Genomic DNA, 15,821 nt, shown 5'->3' with positions numbered 1-15,821 from the left:
GGTGGGGCGGCCCGTGGCCGGTCCCGGCGCAGCGGGTCGTGCGGGGCGCAGCGCGTCGCACGGGCGCAGCAGGCCGCGCTGGCGGGAGCGGTCGGGGACGGGGTCGGCGGCGGGACGGCGGCAGCGCCGGCGGCGAGCCGGGAGCGGGGTCAGCGAGCGGCGTCCAGCGCGGCACGCGCGGCCCGCGCGACCTCGGGGTCGGTGACCTCATAGCCGGCGTCGCCGCCGCCCCCCGGCCCGGCGTCGTCCGCGACGACGCGCTTGGCCGAGAGGTGCACGGCGTCGACGCCCGCGGCCACCAGGGCCCCGACGTCCTGCGGCCGCACTCCCCCGCCGGCCATGACCTGCACACGCCCGCCGAGCGCGTCGCGCGCGTGCGCCGCCATGGCGCGCAGCCGGTCGGTGCCGTCGATGCTGCGCGACGCACCGCCCGACGTGAGCACGCGCACGACCCCGGCCCCGGAGAGCGCGTCGAGCGCGGCGAGCGGGTCGGCGACGACGTCGACGGCGCGGTGGAACGTGACCTCGCGCCCGTCGGCGGAGTCCACGAGGGCGCGGACGGCGCCGACGTCGACCAGGCCGTCCGGGGTGAGCGCACCCACGACGACGCCGCGCGCCCCGGCCGCCACCGCGGCCCGGACGTCGCGCACCTGGACGTCGAGGTCGGTGGGCGTGAGGACGAAGCCGCCCGGGCGCGGGCGCACGAGCACGTGCACCTCGACGCGCGGCCCCGGACCGTCGGCCTCCGCCGCGGCGGCGACCGCGGCCTCGACGAGCCCGGCGCTGGGCGTGAGCCCGCCCGTCGCGCCGAGCCCGACGCACAGCTCGACCCGGTGCGCACGCACGGCCGCGGCCACGCGGACGCCGTCGGGGTCCTGGACCGCGAGCTCGAGGGCCACGTCGCGGGCCGCGGGCGCCGCGCCCCCCTCGGGGTGGGTGGTCGTCATGGCGCTCTCCCGTCGTCCGGTCCGGCGGCCGTCGCGTCGCGCGACCCGCACGACGGCGGCCGTCGGCCAGGGTAGACGACTCCGGGCGCGGGCCGGGCGCGGGAGCTCAGGCCGGCGTCGGCCGTCCCGTGGCGACGGCGGCGAGGCACGCGGACCGCAGGGTCGCGGCCACCTCGTCGGGGTCGCCGAGGTAGCCCGCGACCATGGCGCCGTCGCGCAGCATCATGAGCTGCGCCGCGGTCGCGTCGGCGTCCGTGACGCCGACCGCGGCGGCGAGGCGGGCGAACACGTCCCGCGTCCAGCGCCGGTGGCGGTCCACGACGACGCGCACCGGGTCCTGCGGGTCGGGTGTCTCCGCCGCGGCGTTGATGAACGGGCAGCCGCGGAAGCCCGGCACGCAGCTCACGGCGCCGATGGCGCCCGCGAGGGCGCTCAGGGCGTCGAGCGGCTCGGCGTCGCGGAGCGACTCGTCGACGACGGCACGGTCGCGTGCGGCCTGCGCCTCGAGGTAGGCGACGACGAGGTCGGACTTCGTGCGGAAGTGGCGGTAGAACGTCACCTTGGTGATGCCGACCTGCTCGATGACGCGGTCGGCGCTCGTCGCTCGGATGCCCTGGGCGTAGAAGAGCGCCGAGGCTGCCTCGAGGATGCGGCGGCGCGTGTCGGCCGCGGTGCCGCGGCCTGTCGCCCCGGGCGTCGGCGAGTCGTCGACCATGCCCCCTCCTTGTCTCCGCCCTTGCGCGCGGTCGGCCGCCAGTCTAGGTTCTCCGATGTAGACGTACTAGTAACTCTACTTCGATCCCGACTCTCGAGAGGCACCTCATGGCTGACACCCTCTACACCGCCGTGGCCACCGCGACCGGCGACGGTCGCGCCGGAGGCCGCGCCGTGTCCGACGACGGCCAGCTCGACGTCACGCTCGCCGTCCCGCGCCAGATGGGCGGCCCCGGTGGCGGGACGAACCCGGAGCAGCTGTTCGCGGCCGGGTGGTCGTCATGCTTCCACTCGGCGCTGAAGATGGTCGCGGCGCAGCGCAAGGTCCCCGTGGCCGACTCGGCCGTCGTCGCCGAGGTCGACCTCGTCCCGACCGGCGACGGCGGCTTCTCGCTCGGCGCGACGCTGCACGTCGAGCTCGGGGGCGGCGTCACCCAGGACGTCGCCGAGGAGCTCGCGGAGGCCGCGCACGCCGTCTGCCCGTACTCGCTCGCGACCCGGGGCAACATCCCGGTCACCGTCCGCACGACGGTCGCGTAGGGCACCCCTCGGCACGACCGCCGGGGCCGGCTGGCGGAGCGGTCCGCGGGTCGGCCCGGCGGTCAGTCCAGGCAGAACTCGTTGCCCTCGACGTCCTGCATGACGATGCAGGACTCGTTCTCCTCGTCGGCGACCATCACGCGCACGCACGTCGCGCCGAGCGCGACGAGCCGGTCGCGCTCGGCCTCGAGCGCGGCGAGACGCTCGGCACCCACGAGCCCGGTGCCGGCACGCACGTCGAGGTGCACGCGGTTCTTGACGACCTTGCCCTCGGGGACACGCTGGAAGTACAGGCGCGGACCGGCCCCGGTGGGGTCGCTGCACGCGGACCACTCGTCCCGCTCTGTGGCCGGGAGGGAGGCCTCGGCGTCGTCCCAGGTGCTGAAGCCCTCCGGGGGCGGCGCCGGGACGTAGCCCAGCACCTCGCACCAGAACCGGGCGACGCGCCGTGGCTGCGCGCAGTCGAACGTGACCTGGACCTGCCTGACCGCCGCCATCCGGCCACCCTAGGCGCCCGACCCTTCTCGGCCGGAGGGCTTTTCACGGGCGCACGACGGCCGCCGATGCCACCGCTCCGCGCGGGGCACCGACGGCCGTCGTCGTGCGGCTCGGGTCAGATGACGCCGAGCGCGAGGATCGCGTCGGCGACCTTGGTGAAGCCCGCGATGTTGGCGCCGAGCACGTAGTTGCCGGGCGTGCCGTACTCGTCGGCCGTCTCGACGCAGCGGTCGTGGATGCCCGCCATGATCTGCGCGAGGCGGTCCTCGGTGTACTCGAAGGACCACGCGTCGCGCGACGCGTTCTGCTGCATCTCGAGGGCCGACGTCGCGACGCCGCCCGCGTTGGCGGCCTTGCCCGGCGCGAAGAGGACGCCCGCCTCCTGGAGCAGCGCGACGGCGCTCGGCGTCGTGGGCATGTTGGCGCCCTCCGCGACCGCGACGACGCCGTTCGCGACGAGCTGCTTGGCCGCCGCCTCGTCGAGCTCGTTCTGCGTCGCGCACGGGAGCGCGACGTCGCACGGCACGTCCCAGATGGACCCGTCGGTGACGACGCGGGCCCCGGGACGGCGCGCGGCGTAGTCGGCGACGCGCCCGCGCTCGACCTCCTTGATCTGGCGCAGGAGCTCGAGGTCGACCCCGGCCTCGTCGACGACGTAGCCCGACGAGTCGGAGAACGCGACCACGTTCGCGCCGAGCTGCTGCGCCTTGGCCGTCGCGTAGATCGCGACGTTGCCCGAGCCCGAGACGACGACGCGGCGCCCGTCGAGCTCCTGCCCGCGCGTCTCCAGCATGTTCTGCGCGAAGAGGACCGTGCCGTAGCCCGTGGCCTCCGTGCGGACGAGCGAGCCGCCCCACGAGATGCCCTTGCCCGTGAGGACGCCGGACTCGTACCGGTTGGTGATGCGCTTGTACTGCCCGAAGAGGTAGCCGATCTCGCGGCCGCCCACGCCGATGTCGCCCGCGGGGACGTCCGTGTTCTCGCCGATGTGCCGGTAGAGCTCCGTCATGAACGACTGGCAGAACCGCATGACCTCGCCGTCGGACCGCCCGCGCGGGTCGAAGTCGGAGCCGCCCTTGCCGCCGCCGATGGGCATGCCCGTGAGCGAGTTCTTGAAGATCTGCTCGAAGCCGAGGAACTTCACGATGCCGAGGTAGACCGACGGGTGGAACCGCAGGCCGCCCTTGTACGGGCCGAGCGCCGAGTTGAACTCCACGCGGAAGCCGCGGTTGATCTGCACGCGCCCGGTGTCGTCCACCCACGGGACCCGGAAGATGATCTGGCGCTCCGGCTCGCACACGCGCTCGAGGACGGCGGCCTCGACGTAGCGCGGGTGCTTGCGCAGCACGGGGCCGAGCGAGTCGAAGACCTCGCGCACGGCCTGGTGGAACTCGGCCTCGCCGGGGTTGCGACGCAGGACCTCGTCGTAGACGGACTGCAGTCGGCTGTCCATGGGTACTCCTCGTCTGACGCGGGCGGAACTCCTGCTGACGGTACGCCTGTGCCAGAAGCTCCCGTCACACCGTCTCACTCCGCGCGCACCGGCACGGGCGGCCGCAGCGCAGGAGCGACCGCACGGGGCGGCACAGGAGTCACCGACGACGACACATCCGTCCACCCACTGAGAAACCCTACCGATCCGGTGCAGTTTCTCGGGGCGGTTGCTATACCCGTCCCCAGGTCACGAGCGCCAGCGCCAAGCCCCGGCTCGCTGGCTGGCAACCCCCTGTCACGGCGGGGTGCTCCGGGAGATGACCAGGCCGGGCCCGGCCTGCCCCGCCACCGGCGAGGACGGCCCGCACGGCAAGCGTGATCGACGACTACTGCGAGGTGCACATGACCCACCACCCCACCCACCCGACGGTGCTCGCCGTCTCGGGCAACCCGCGGCCCGGCTCGCGCACGCTCGGCGCCGCCGAGACGGTCGCGCGCCGCGTCGCCGACCTCCTCGGCGCGGACGACGTCGCCACGGTCGACCTGGCGTCGCTCGCCGGCGAGGTGCTCGCCGCCGACCATCCGGCGGCCGACGCCGCCCGTGAGCAGCTCGCCCGGGCGACCGTCGCCGTCGTGGCGACGCCGGTCTACAAGGCGTCCTACACCGGGCTGCTGAAGGCCTTCCTCGACCTCTACGGCCCCGACGGGCTCGCGGGCGTCGTCGTGGTCCCGCTCGTCGTGTCCGGGAACCCGGCGCACGCGCTCGTCGGGGAGGTGCACCTGCGGCCCGTGCTCGTCGAGCTCGGCGCCGTCGTCCCGACCCGGTCGCTCACGGTCACCGAGCCGCAGCTCGCGGACCTGGGACCGGTGGTGGACGCGTGGCTCGCGCGCGCGGGCGACGCCCTGCGCCGCGCCACGGCACCGCTCCCCCCGGCGGAGGACCGCCCGTCGGCCCGCACCGACGCAGCCGTCGCCGACGCGTTCGCGGGGGTGGCCCGATGACCGCCGAGCTCACCCACCTGGAGGCCCTCCTGGCCGAGCAGGACGAGCCCCAGCTCTCCCCCGACGAGTACAAGGCCGTGTTCCGCGGCCACCCCGCGGGCGTCGCCGTCGTCGCGCTCGAGCACGGCGACCGCCTCGTCGGCTTCACCGCGACGTCGGTCATCTCCGTCTCGGCCGCGCCCCCGCTGCTCGCGTTCTCGCTCGCGTCCACGTCGTCGTCGTGGCCCGCGGTCTCGACCGCGCGCACGCTGACCGTGAGCTTCCTCGCGGACCACCAGGACGACGTCTCGGCCCGGTTCGCGACGAGCGGCATCGACCGGTTCGCGGACGGCGGCTGGTCGCGCCTGCCGACGGGCGAGCCCGTGATCGACGGCGCGCTGTCGTGGGTGCGCGGGCGGGTCGTCCAGCGCACGCCGGTGGGCGACTCCTACCTCGTCTCGCTGCGCGCGCTCGCGTCGAGCGTCGGCACCGCGCCCGGGGCGCCCCGGGAGGCGGCGGCGTCGCCGCTCGTCTACCACGACCGCACCTACCACCGGATCGGCGACCACTCCGCGCTCTGAGCGCACGACGGGCGAGGGGCCCGACGGCGGAGGTCCCGCCGTCGGGCCCCTCGCCCGTCCCGTGCCGCCCCTCACGGGTGGTCCGTCACCAGCTCCAGCCGCGCGCGCTGAGCTCGAGCTCCTCGCGGAACCGCTCGTCGTCGCCGGTGCGGAAGCCCGCGCGCAGGGGCGCGTCCGCGACCGGGAGCCCCGTGAGCCGGCAGGCCTCGCGCAGCAGCGCGTCGTAGGCGCCCTGGACCGCGAGGTAGTGGTGGGCACGCGCGTAGACGTCCGGGTCGGCCTCGATGCGCCGGAGCTCCGCGGCGAGCGCGGTGAGCCGCACCTGGAGCGCGAGCGTCGTGAGCGGGTCCGGTGCCGCGGCGGCACGACGGCGCCCGCCCGCCCGGTGGCTCGGAGGTCGCCCGGCCCGGCGCAGCACCCACCACGCGGCGGCGGCCGTGCACGCCGTCGCGCACCAGATCATGAGCAGCCACGACATCGGAGCCGACCTCTGCGCGGGGAGACCCACAGGACCTCTCCAGTCTAGGTCTCCCCGGCCCCGCGAGGCAGGGTGGGCGGCCACCTGTCCTCGCCGCCGGCCCGCGCGGCGGGTCAGCCGTCGAGGAGGTCCGGCTGCGGGTGCCGCACGCCCTGGACGGCCGCGCGCGGGATCGCCGCGCCGATCGTCGCGACGTCGTCCGGCGTGAGCTCGACCGCGGCCGCCGCGACGTTCTGCTCCAGGTACGCGACGCGCTTCGTCCCCGGGATCGGGACGACGTCGTCGCCCTGCGCGAGGAGCCACGCGAGCGCGAGCTGCGCCGTCGTGACGCCGCGCTCCGCGGCGAGCTGCTCCAGGGAGCGCACGAGGCCGCGGTTGTGCTCGAACGCCTCGCCGGCGTACCGGGCGTGGGCGCGGCGCACGTCGTCCTCCGCGAAGCCGTCGGTGGCGTCCACGGTCCCGGTGAGGATGCCCCGGCCGAGCGGCGAGAAGGGCACGAAGCCGACCCCGAGCTCGCGCAGCGTCGGCAGCACCTCGTCCTCCGGGTCGCGCGTCCACAGCGAGTACTCGCTCTGCACGGCCGTCACGGGGTGCACGGCGTGCGCGCGGCGCACGGTCGCGGCGGACGGCTCCGAGAGACCGATGCCGCGGACCTTCCCGGCCTCCACGAGGCCGGCGAGCGCGCCGACCGTGTCCTCGATCGGCACCTGGGGGTCGACACGGTGCAGGTAGTACAGGTCGAGGCGGTCGGTGCCGAGGCGGCGCAGGCTCGCGTCGACCGCGGCACGGACGTACTCGGGGCGGCCGTCGACCGGACGCCCGTCGGGGTGGCCGCCCGCGGGCGGGAGCCCGAACTTCGACGCGAGGACGATCTCGTCCCGGTGCGGCCCGAGGACCCGGCCGAACAGCTCCTCGTTGCGGCCGTGACCGTAGACGTCGGCCGTGTCGAAGAGCGTCACACCGAGCTCGAGCGCGCGGCGCAGCACGGCCTCCGCCTCCGCGGCGTCCGCGGGGCCGTAGGCGTCGGTGACGGACATGCCGCCGAACCCGACGGCGGAGACGGCGAGCGCCGCCTCGCCGGTGCCGAGCGTGCGCGACGGGAGGGTGCCGGGGGCGGGGGTCCGGGAGGTGTCGGTCATGGCCCCAGCGGACCACCGCGCGCCGCCGGGGGCAAGGGCGGACGCCGTCCTCTCACCTGGCGAGAGGACGTGACGCGCCGTGCCGCGGGACGAGCCCCGCCGCAGGTCAGGCACGCCTCTCCTTGCTGGCGGGCGCGCGGAATGCGACCTAGTCTGGAATCGTTCAAGTGAACGGCACCGACGGAAGCCGGGTGACCGCCGCACGATTCCGGGCGACCCCCGAGAGAGCGAGGAGCACCATGTCCGCACCCACCATCCACCGCACGACGGCCCGCTTCGAGGCGTCGGAGAAGCTCCGCGCCCACCTGCAGCGCGTGCTCGTCGCGCTCGTCGACCTGCACGTCCAGGGCAAGCAGGCCCACTGGAACGTCACGGGCCGCGGGTTCCGCGACCTGCACCTCCAGCTCGACGACGTCGTGGACGCCGCGCGCGAGCACAGCGACACCGTCGCCGAGCGCATGCGCGCGCTCCAGGTCGTGCCCGACGGCCGCACCGAGACCGTCGCGACGACGACGGACCTCTCGCCGTACCCGGCCGGCCTCGTGTCGGTCGGCGACACCGTCGACGCGGTCGTCGAGCGCATCGCGCAGACGGTCGAGGTCGTCCGCGCCGTGCACGACGACGTGGACGCCGAGGACCCGACGAGCGCCGACATCCTGCACGAGATCATCGCGGACCTGGAGAAGCAGGCCTGGTTCCTCTCCTCGGAGAACCGCGAGGCCTGACCCGGCCCACCGCCGCGAGGTAGAACGGCCCGTCGCGAGGTAGAGCACGCCGTGTGCTACCTCGCGACGGGCCGTTCTACTTCGCGGTGCGCCCCTGGTGCGCGCGGCGGCCGGGGATGGCCGCGACGAGCTCCCGCGTGTACTCCTCCTGCGGGTCGAGCAGGATCTGCTCGGCCGCCCCCTGCTCGACGACGCGCCCGCGGTGCATGACGCCGACGTGGTCGGACACCTGCCGCACGACGGCGAGGTCGTGCGAGATGAACAGGTACGCGAGCCCGTGCTCGGCCTGGAGCCGCACGAGCAGCTCGAGGATCTGCGCCTGCACGGACACGTCGAGCGCCGAGACGGGCTCGTCGAGCACGACGAGCGCCGGGTTCAGGGCGAGCGCCCGCGCGATGGCGACGCGCTGGCGCTGCCCGCCCGAGAGCTCGCGCGGTCCTCGGCGGAGCACGTCGGGCGGGAGCGCGACGTCCTCGACGAGCGCACGCGCCCGGTCAGCCCGCTCGGACGGCGACCCGACCCGGTACGCCCGGAGCGGCTCGGTGACGATCTGCTCGACGGTGAACCGCGGGTCGAGCGACGCGTACGGGGACTGGTAGACCACCTGGAAGCCGCGGCGCAGCGACCGCAGCCGCTCGCCGCGCGCCGTCGTGATGTCCTCGCCGGCGAACTCCACCGTGCCCGCGGTGGGCCGCTCGAGCCGGAGAGCGAGGCGCGCCGTCGTGCTCTTGCCGGAGCCGGACTCCCCCACGAGCGCGTACGTCTCGCCGCGCCCGACCGCGAGGCTCACGCCGTCCACCGCGACGAGCGTCCGGTGCGCCGACCCGCGCGGCAGCGTGAACTCCTTGCGCAGGTCCCGCACCGCGAGGACGGGCGCGCTCGCGGTGTCCGGGCCGGCGGCGTCGGGCACCGCGATCCCCTGGTCGACGGCGCGGCTCGCGACCGCGGCGCGGCTCGCGTCGGCGCGCGGGACGACGCCGTCGTTCGGCGCCGTCTCCGGGGTGCCGCCTGCGACGAGGCGCGAGCTCGCGAGGCTCGGCGCCGCCGCGATGAGCTGCTGGGTGTACGGGTGGCGGGGGTCGTGCAGCACCTGGTCGGCCGTGCCCTCCTCGACGACGACCCCGTGCTCCAAGACGACGATGCGGTCGGCGCGGTCCGCCGCGACGCCGAGGTCGTGCGTGATGAGCAGGACGGCGGTGCCGAGGTCGCGCACGAGTCCGTCGAGGTGGTCGAGGATGCGGCGCTGGACCGTCACGTCGAGCGCGCTCGTGGGCTCGTCCGCGACGACGAGGCGCGGCCGGGCCGCGACTGCGATCGCGATGAGGACGCGCTGGCGCATCCCGCCGGAGAGCTGTGACGGGTACTGCCGCGCGCGGGCCTCCGGGTCGTCGATCCCGGCCTGACGCAGCAGCTCGACCGCGCGCTCGCGCGCCTCCTTGCGCCGCGCGAGGCCGTGGATGACGAGCACCTCCGCGACCTGGTCGCCCACGCGCGTCACGGGGTTGAGCGACACCGTCGGGTCCTGCGGCACGAGCCCGACGTCGCGGCCCCGCACCTGCTGCCACTCCTTCTCGGAGAGCCGCCCGACGTCGCGCCCACCGAGGCGGATGGTCCCTGCCATCACCTCGCCCCCGCGCGCGAGCAGGTGCAGGGCCGCGTGCGCCGTCGTGCTCTTGCCCGACCCGGACTCGCCCACGAGCGCGACGACCTCGCCCGCCCCGACCGCGAGGTCGACGCCGCGGACGGCGGCGTACGAGCCGCCGTCGCGCGTGCGGTAGGCGACCTCCAGACCGCGGATCTCGAGCGCGGGCGCCTCGCCCGACGTCGGGCCGGGACGCTCCTGGGTGGTCGGCGTCGTGGCGGTCATGCGTCCCCTCCGGTCCGTTCCAGGGCCCGTGCGATGCGGTTCGCCGACAGCACGACGGCGACGATCACGAGGCCCGGCATGGTCGTGAGCCACCACGCGGTGGCCAGGTAGTCGCGCCCGCCCGAGACGAGCGACCCCCACTCCGGCGCGGGCGGCGGCGTCCCGTAGCCGAGGAAGCTCAGGGCCGAGATGGCGAGCACGGCCGTGCCGAGCTCGAGCGCGACGAGCGCGAGCACCGGTCCCGTCGAGTTAGGCAGCACGTGCCGCCCCAGCACGCCGTACCAGCGCACCCCCGACGCGCGGGCCGTCTCGACGTACACCGACGTCGAGGTGCGCAGGACCTCGGCCCGCATGACCCGGGCGAACGTCGCGACGCTCGTGATGCCGACGGCGATCGCGACCTTGACCGTCCCGAACCCGAGCGCCGTGATGATCGCGAGCGAGAGCAGGATGCTGGGGATCGCGAGCAGCACGTCGACGAACCGGCCGACGACGTCGTCCACCCACCCGCGCAAGAATCCCGCGAGCAGGCCGAGCAGCGACCCGGCGACGAGCCCGACCGCGACCGCGATGACGGTCGCGCCGAGCGAGGCCGACGCGCCGTGGACGACGCGCGCGTACACGTCCCGCCCCAGGTGGTCGGTGCCGAACAGGTGCGCGCCCGACGGCGGCTGCAGCCGGTCCGCGGGCACGCCCGTCAGCGGGTCGTACGACGTGAAGAGCTGCGGGACGACCGCCCACGCCGTGACGAGCAGGACGACGAGCACCGCGACGACCAGCCCGGGACGCCGCACGGCGTACCGCGCCCCGCGCCGCCACCGGCCCGCCGTGCCCCGGGTCCGCACGCGGCCGTGCCGGAGGATCGCGCGCGCGTCCTCGCGGTCCTCGACCTCGATCTCCGCGGGCGTGCGTCCCTCGGGCGCGTCGGCGGGCGGGGCGTCGGGGGCGAGCGCGCCCGACGGCGGCACGTCCGCCACCGCGGCACGGTCCGCGACCCGGGCCTCGTCCCGGAGCACGATGCGCACTCCCGGCCTGGTGCTCATGCGGCCACCGCCTTCTGTCGAGCGTCGATCCGGGGGTCGAGCAGGGGGTAGAGCAGGTCGACCACGAGCGTGACGACCACGAACACGAGCGCCGAGAGGACGACGACCGCCTGCACCACGGGGATGTCCTGCGCGTCCACCGACGTCACCGTGAGCCGTCCCAGGCCCGCGCGCGAGAACACCGTCTCGGTGACGACCGTGCCGCCGAGCAGCCCGCCCACGACGACCCCCAGCACGGTCAGCGCGGGGATCGCGGCGTTGCGCAGCGCGTGACGGAAGTGCACGCGCGCGCGGCTCGCGCCCTTGGCGCGCGCCGTCTCCACGTACGGCTCGCCGAGCGTCCCGCGCAGGCTCCGCGCGAGCACCTGGGCGAGCGCGGCGCTCGCCGGCACGGCGAGCGTGATCGCCGGCAGCACGAGGCTGATCGCGCCCTGGTTGCCGATCGCGGGGAACAGCGGGAGCTGGAAGGAGAACCACTGCAGCAGGAGGAGGCCCAGCCAGAACGGCGGCAGGGCGACGCCGAGCGGAGGGAGCGACGCGAGCGCGTGGCGCAGCCAGGCCGCGCGCGGGAACGTGCTCGCGATCGCGATGCCGGCGCCCGCCACGACGGCGAGGACGAGCGCCGCGGCCGTGAGCCGGAGCGTCTCCGGGAGCGCCTGGAGCACGAGCTGCGTCGCGGGCGCCCCGGACGCGTACGACGTCCCGAAGTCGAGCCGCAGCGCGTGCCACAGCGCGTCGGCGTACTGCACGAGCACGGGCCGGTCGAGGCCGTACTGGGCGCGCAGGGCGTCGAGCAGCGCGGGGTCCACCTGGTCCGCCTCGCCACCGCCGCTCGCCATGAGCGCGGCCGGGTCGCTGGGCAGCAGGTAGAGGACGAAGAACGAGATGGTGAACGCCGCCCAGAGCACGAACAGGCCCTGCCCGGCGCGACGCAGGACGTACCGGCCCATGGTCGGCCTCCTTCCGTGGGGGATGCCCGCCTGCCCGACGCCGCGGCGTCGGGCAGGCGGACCCGGCGGGTCAGCCCTGGGTGACCCAGGCGTCGTAGAAGTCGAGGCGCGACGACGCCTCGAACGTCAGGCCGTGGACCGTGTCGGCGGCCGCGATGGTCGTCGAGAGCTCGTAGACCGGGATCGCGTGCCCCTTCTGCACGAGCAGTCGCGACGCCTCCGTGACGAGCTCCTGCCGCTCGGCCGGGTCGGTCGCCGCGGCCGACGCGTCGAGCAGGTCGTCGACCTCCTCGGCGTCGCGCTGGTTGATGTTGCGCGCGTTCGCCGAGAAGATCGTGCGCAGCACGTCCGGGTCGGAGCGCGTGAGGTTGTAGTAGTCGAAGTCGAAGTCGCCGCTCTCCTTGATGGCCTGCGACTCCGCGACGGTCACGTGCTGGAGCTGGAGGTCCACGCCGATCTGCGCGAGCTGCTGCTGGACGAGCTCGAGCGGCTCCGGCACCTGCCAGAACGTCACGGTCGTGGAGAGCTTCTGGCCGTCCTTCTCGCGCACGCCGTCGGCGCCCTCGACCCAGCCCGCGTCGTCGAGGATCTTCTTCGCGCCCTCGGGGTCGTAGGCGAGCTCGTCCGCGACGCTCTCGTAGAGCGGCGTCGAGTGCGACAGCACGCTCGTGGCCGGCTCGTCCTGCGCGCTGAGCACGGTGTCCGCGATCTGCTCGCGGTCGATGCCCTGGAGGATCGCCGTCCGCACGGCCTCGTCGCCCGCGAGCGGGCTCGACTCGTTGGGGAAGAGGTTGAACACGACGCCCGGGTTGGCGCGGTACTCGAGCCAGAACCCGTTCCCGTCGAACTGCGGGAGGTCGACGGTCGAGATCGCGGCCGTGGCGTCGATCTGCCCCGACTGCAGGCTGCCGCTGCGCACGCTCGCCTCGGGGATGACCTTGAACGTCACCGTGTCGAGGTAGGCCTCGCCCTGGTGGTCGCTCGCCTCCGAGCCCCACGCGTAGCCCGCGACCTTCTCAAGCACGATCTCCTGGTCCTGCGTGTACGACTTCACGGAGAACGGGCCGGAGCCGACGAACTTCCCGGCGCAGCGGTCCTCGACGCTCAGGTCGGCCGAGGACGGGGCGAGGAGGCCGAGCGAGAACGTCGACGTCGCCTGGAGGAACTGCGCGCTCGGCTCCGCGAAGTCCACCGTGAGGGTCTGCGGGTCGGTGACGGTCGTGCCCTCGTAGCCGACGAGGTACTGCGACCCGAGCGACGCCGTCGCGCCGAGCGCGACGATCGCGTCGAAGTTCGTCTTCACCGACTCCGCGTCGATCGGCGTGCCGTCGGCGTACGTCGCGTCGTCGCGCAGGTGGAACGTGTAGCTCGACGCGTCGTCGTTCACCTCCCAGCTCTCCGCGAGCCACGGCAGGATCTCGCCCGAATCCGGGTCCTGCGCCGTGAGCGACGCGACGGTCTGGCGGGCCGCCGCGATGGCGTCGTTGTTGCCGACCTGCTGCGGGTCGATGCAGTGCGAGTCGACCGTGAGGGCGAACGTCAGGTCGCCGCCCGCCACGGGCTCGCCGGACGGGCTGGGCGACCCGTCGCCGTCGGACGCGCCGGAGCCGCCGCCCGCGCACGCGCTGAGCAGGAGGCCCGTCGCGGCGGCCGCCGCGGCGACGGTCAGGGACCGGCGTCGGTGAGGTGTGGGGATCATGTCGTGCTGCTCTCCTCGTGTGCCGGCTGAGGACCGGCGGTCGTCCGGCGCCGGTGGTCGTCCGCGGCGGGCCCAGGGCCGGCGCGGCGGGGGGTGCCCACCGGGGTGCCGTGCTTACCGCGCCGCGGGAGCGGCGCGGTCAGGTCGTTCCCGGAGCACCCCGTCACGTCGAAGGGTTGCTGGTCAGCGAGCCGGGCCTACGTGCTGACGCTCGTCACCTGGGAGCAGGAAAGACAATCTCGACTGGTTGAGTCAAGTATCGAGACGGCCGTCCCGCCAGGCGGACGGTTGTTTCCGCCGAGACGACGCGAGTCGCGGCCGTCTCGCGTGTTACCGCGCCGGGAAGGGCGACTCGGGAGGTGGGGTGGCGCCACGGACCGGGCGCGCTCGGACGGGCGCCCGACCTGCGGCAGCACGGACCGCCGCGACGCCACCGACAGCGAAGCGCGCGCCACGGGCGTCGACAGCGACGTCGTCGACGCCCGGACGTGCGCCGGCACGCCGAGCACGACGCGCCACCGGAGCCGTCGCGATCAGGCCCGCCGACCGTAGCCGGCACGCGAGAGACCGAGAGAGCGAAACTCCTCAGGGACCGTCAAGATCTGATGCGGTGATTCTCGCCGTCACTTCTCCCCGGACCACGAGGAGCCAGTCGCGCAGCGGCATTCCCACGGCCTCGCGATAGAGCTCGGCATGAAGCCGGCCGTTGATCCACTCGACGACCTGCTCGTCGGAACGGTAGCGGTCCAGGGTGCTGTCGATCTCGTCGACGAGTCCGTCGTACCTGCTGGGGCCGACCAGGTCCAGGAAACGCGCCAGAGCACCTGCGGGACTCCCGTAGTCCTCTTCCCAGTCCTGGTGGAAGAACGAGCCGAAGAACGCGTCGAGCGAGTAGTGGGTCGTCATGGCGCACCTCGCGGAGGGGTCGTCGCGTCAAGGAAGGGCGGCGTGAGTGCGAGAGCCTGCGTCGAGACCGGAGCTGCGCCCGGGACGCGACGCTACACCGTCGGCCTCTTCAGCAGGGGTGTTCTCAGCCTGCCGCCGGGCCCGCAGCGCAGCCTCCTCCATCATCCGCGCCGCCCAGCTCGAGGAAGAGCGAACCGGCCGTGGCGTCGAGGATGCCTCGTCAGGCCGCCGTGAACCCCGCCGCGCGGCGGGCGTCGGCCGGGCTCCACAGGTCCGTCTTCACCTCGGCCTGCACGACGGGCACGACCTCCTCCGCGAACCGGCGCAGCACGTCCTCCTGCTGCGCCGCAGGGATCAGGTGGTTCACCGAGACGGACTGCAGGTCGTGGCGGTACGAGGCGTGGTAGTCGAGGATCTTCTCCGCCACGCGCTCCGGCGACCCCACGAGCGCGGGCCCGCGCTCGACGGCGTCCTCGACCGTCCGGAAGCTCGGTGCCTTCCCGACGGCGTCCGGCCCGTACCCCCGGCGCGCCGCCGCCGCGACCTGGCCCTCGTAGATCGGGCGGTACTGCTCGATCGCCTCCTCCGTCGTGTCCGCGAGGAACAGCCCGCCCGAGCCCGACCCGACGAACCCGTACGCCGGGTCGTGCCCGTGCGCCGCGTACTGCTCGCGGTAGCGGTCGATGAGCACCTGGTAGTTCTCGCGCGGCTGCAACGCGTTGGCGCTGACGATCGGGTCCCCGTACCGGGCCGCGAGGTCGACCGCGAAGCGCGACGTCGCCGACCCGTGCCAGATCCGGAACGGCCCGGCGAACGGCCGCGGCAGCGTCGTCGCGTGCTCCAGCGCGTGGCGGTGCCGCCCGCTCCAGCTGACGTCCTCCTCCGACAGCAGCAGGCGCAGCAGCTCGTAGTTCTCCTGGAGGTACTCGTACTGCTTGTCGAGGTCCAGCCCGAGCAGCGGGTACTGCAGCACCTCGTTGCCCTTGCCGATGACGATCTCCAGCCGCCCGCGGCTCAGTTGGTCGACCGTCGCGAGGTCCTCGGCGACGCGGATCGGGTCGAGCAGGGACAGCACCGTGACGCCCGTGCTCAGCAGGATGCGCGACGTCCGCGCCGCGACCGCGCCGAGGATCACCGTCGGCGCCGACGACAGCACCTCTCCCGCGTGCCGCTCCCCCACCGCGAACGAGTCGAACCCGAGCTCCTCCGCAAGCACCGCCGTCTCGACGACCCGGTTCAACCGGTCGGACGGCGCGACCGCCTCCCCGGTCACGGGGTGGGGCGGGTTGAACACGATGTCGAGTACCTGGAACCGCACG

The 15,821-nt window shown here is 74.6% G+C and carries 16 protein-coding genes and 2 riboswitches; of the genes, 4 read left to right on the top strand and 12 right to left on the bottom strand.

The window, feature by feature from the left end; genetic code table 11:
- Window positions 1-149: 149 nt before the first annotated feature.
- Both RSE42_RS03100 and RSE42_RS03095 read right to left on the bottom strand, forming a co-directional pair.
- Complete coding sequence (locus RSE42_RS03100; protein ID WP_415297849.1) at window positions 150-947, bottom strand: copper homeostasis protein CutC; 798 nt, start codon at window positions 945-947, stop codon at window positions 150-152.
- 106 nt (window positions 948-1,053) lie between these two features.
- Complete coding sequence (locus RSE42_RS03095; protein WP_082774605.1) at window positions 1,054-1,662, bottom strand: TetR/AcrR family transcriptional regulator; 609 nt, start codon at window positions 1,660-1,662, stop codon at window positions 1,054-1,056.
- A gap of 107 nt (window positions 1,663-1,769) precedes the next feature.
- Here RSE42_RS03095 and RSE42_RS03090 point away from each other — a divergent pair, with 107 nt between their 5' ends.
- Complete coding sequence (locus RSE42_RS03090; RefSeq protein WP_076403553.1) at window positions 1,770-2,201, top strand: organic hydroperoxide resistance protein; 432 nt, start codon at window positions 1,770-1,772, stop codon at window positions 2,199-2,201.
- Between the two features lie 62 nt (window positions 2,202-2,263).
- Here RSE42_RS03090 and RSE42_RS03085 read toward each other — a convergent pair whose 3' ends face one another.
- Both RSE42_RS03085 and gdhA read right to left on the bottom strand, forming a co-directional pair.
- Window positions 2,264-2,698: a VOC family protein gene (locus tag RSE42_RS03085; protein ID WP_415297848.1), complete on the bottom strand. Its 435-nt coding sequence runs from the start codon at window positions 2,696-2,698 to the stop codon at window positions 2,264-2,266.
- A gap of 116 nt (window positions 2,699-2,814) precedes the next feature.
- Complete coding sequence (gene gdhA, locus RSE42_RS03080) at window positions 2,815-4,152, bottom strand: NADP-specific glutamate dehydrogenase (protein ID WP_021482903.1); 1,338 nt, start codon at window positions 4,150-4,152, stop codon at window positions 2,815-2,817.
- 226 nt (window positions 4,153-4,378) lie between these two features.
- A riboswitch (SAM riboswitch) is annotated at window positions 4,379-4,481 on the top strand.
- A 54-nt stretch (window positions 4,482-4,535) separates the two neighbouring features.
- Between gdhA and RSE42_RS03075 the strand changes: the two genes are divergently transcribed.
- Both RSE42_RS03075 and RSE42_RS03070 read left to right on the top strand, forming a co-directional pair.
- Window positions 4,536-5,135 (top strand): NADPH-dependent FMN reductase, encoded by a 600-nt coding sequence (locus RSE42_RS03075; protein ID WP_396049415.1) that lies wholly within the window; start codon window positions 4,536-4,538, stop codon window positions 5,133-5,135.
- Window positions 5,132-5,695 (top strand): flavin reductase family protein, encoded by a 564-nt coding sequence (locus tag RSE42_RS03070; RefSeq protein WP_043657326.1) that lies wholly within the window; start codon window positions 5,132-5,134, stop codon window positions 5,693-5,695. Before RSE42_RS03075 ends, RSE42_RS03070 begins: the two co-directional genes overlap by 4 nt.
- An 85-nt stretch (window positions 5,696-5,780) precedes the next feature.
- On the opposite strand, the gene RSE42_RS03065 is transcribed toward RSE42_RS03070, so the two are convergent.
- Both RSE42_RS03065 and RSE42_RS03060 read right to left on the bottom strand, forming a co-directional pair.
- The gene (locus RSE42_RS03065) at window positions 5,781-6,173 is read right to left on the bottom strand and encodes a hypothetical protein (RefSeq protein WP_228074943.1); all 393 of its coding nucleotides are present in this window, start codon (window positions 6,171-6,173) and stop codon (window positions 5,781-5,783) included.
- A 113-nt stretch (window positions 6,174-6,286) separates the two neighbouring features.
- A complete protein-coding gene (locus tag RSE42_RS03060; RefSeq protein ID WP_114554006.1) occupies window positions 6,287-7,312 on the bottom strand; it encodes an aldo/keto reductase in 1,026 nt (341 codons plus the stop codon).
- Window positions 7,313-7,551: 239 nt separating this feature from the next.
- On the opposite strand from RSE42_RS03060, the gene RSE42_RS03055 reads away from it, so the two are divergent.
- Window positions 7,552-8,037: a Dps family protein gene (locus tag RSE42_RS03055; RefSeq protein WP_051028364.1), complete on the top strand. Its 486-nt coding sequence runs from the start codon at window positions 7,552-7,554 to the stop codon at window positions 8,035-8,037.
- Between the two features lie 76 nt (window positions 8,038-8,113).
- Here the strand turns inward: RSE42_RS03055 and RSE42_RS03050 are convergent, their stop codons facing one another.
- The 6 genes from RSE42_RS03050 to RSE42_RS03025 form a co-directional block, all read right to left on the bottom strand.
- Window positions 8,114-9,904, bottom strand: coding sequence for a dipeptide ABC transporter ATP-binding protein (locus RSE42_RS03050; RefSeq protein WP_415297847.1), 1,791 nt, complete (start codon window positions 9,902-9,904; stop codon window positions 8,114-8,116).
- Entirely contained in the window at window positions 9,901-10,947 is a 1,047-nt protein-coding gene (locus RSE42_RS03045; RefSeq protein WP_415297846.1) for an ABC transporter permease, read from the bottom strand. Before RSE42_RS03045 ends, RSE42_RS03050 begins: the two co-directional genes overlap by 4 nt.
- On the bottom strand, window positions 10,944-11,897 hold the full coding sequence (locus RSE42_RS03040) for an ABC transporter permease (protein ID WP_061268331.1): 954 nt from the start codon (window positions 11,895-11,897) through the stop codon (window positions 10,944-10,946). The genes RSE42_RS03045 and RSE42_RS03040 overlap by 4 nt, the downstream gene beginning before the upstream one ends.
- Window positions 11,898-11,967: 70 nt before the next feature.
- Entirely contained in the window at window positions 11,968-13,596 is a 1,629-nt protein-coding gene (locus RSE42_RS03035) for an ABC transporter substrate-binding protein (protein ID WP_114553322.1), read from the bottom strand.
- Between the two features lie 105 nt (window positions 13,597-13,701).
- Window positions 13,702-13,815, bottom strand: a riboswitch (SAM riboswitch).
- 366 nt (window positions 13,816-14,181) lie between these two features.
- Window positions 14,182-14,502, bottom strand: a complete 321-nt coding sequence (locus tag RSE42_RS03030) for a contact-dependent growth inhibition system immunity protein (protein WP_171467412.1) — start codon at window positions 14,500-14,502, stop codon at window positions 14,182-14,184.
- A 220-nt stretch (window positions 14,503-14,722) separates the two neighbouring features.
- On the bottom strand, window positions 14,723-15,820 hold the full coding sequence (locus RSE42_RS03025) for an LLM class flavin-dependent oxidoreductase (protein ID WP_144681951.1): 1,098 nt from the start codon (window positions 15,818-15,820) through the stop codon (window positions 14,723-14,725).
- Window position 15,821: the final 1 nt, after the last annotated feature.

Source organism: Cellulosimicrobium sp. SJTW-1, assembly GCF_047716875.1.
GTDB classification, from domain to species: Bacteria; Actinomycetota; Actinomycetes; order Actinomycetales; family Cellulomonadaceae; genus Cellulosimicrobium; species Cellulosimicrobium funkei.
Note: the sequence above shows the minus strand (reverse complement) of the source record. Positions and strands in the feature narration are given on the sequence as shown.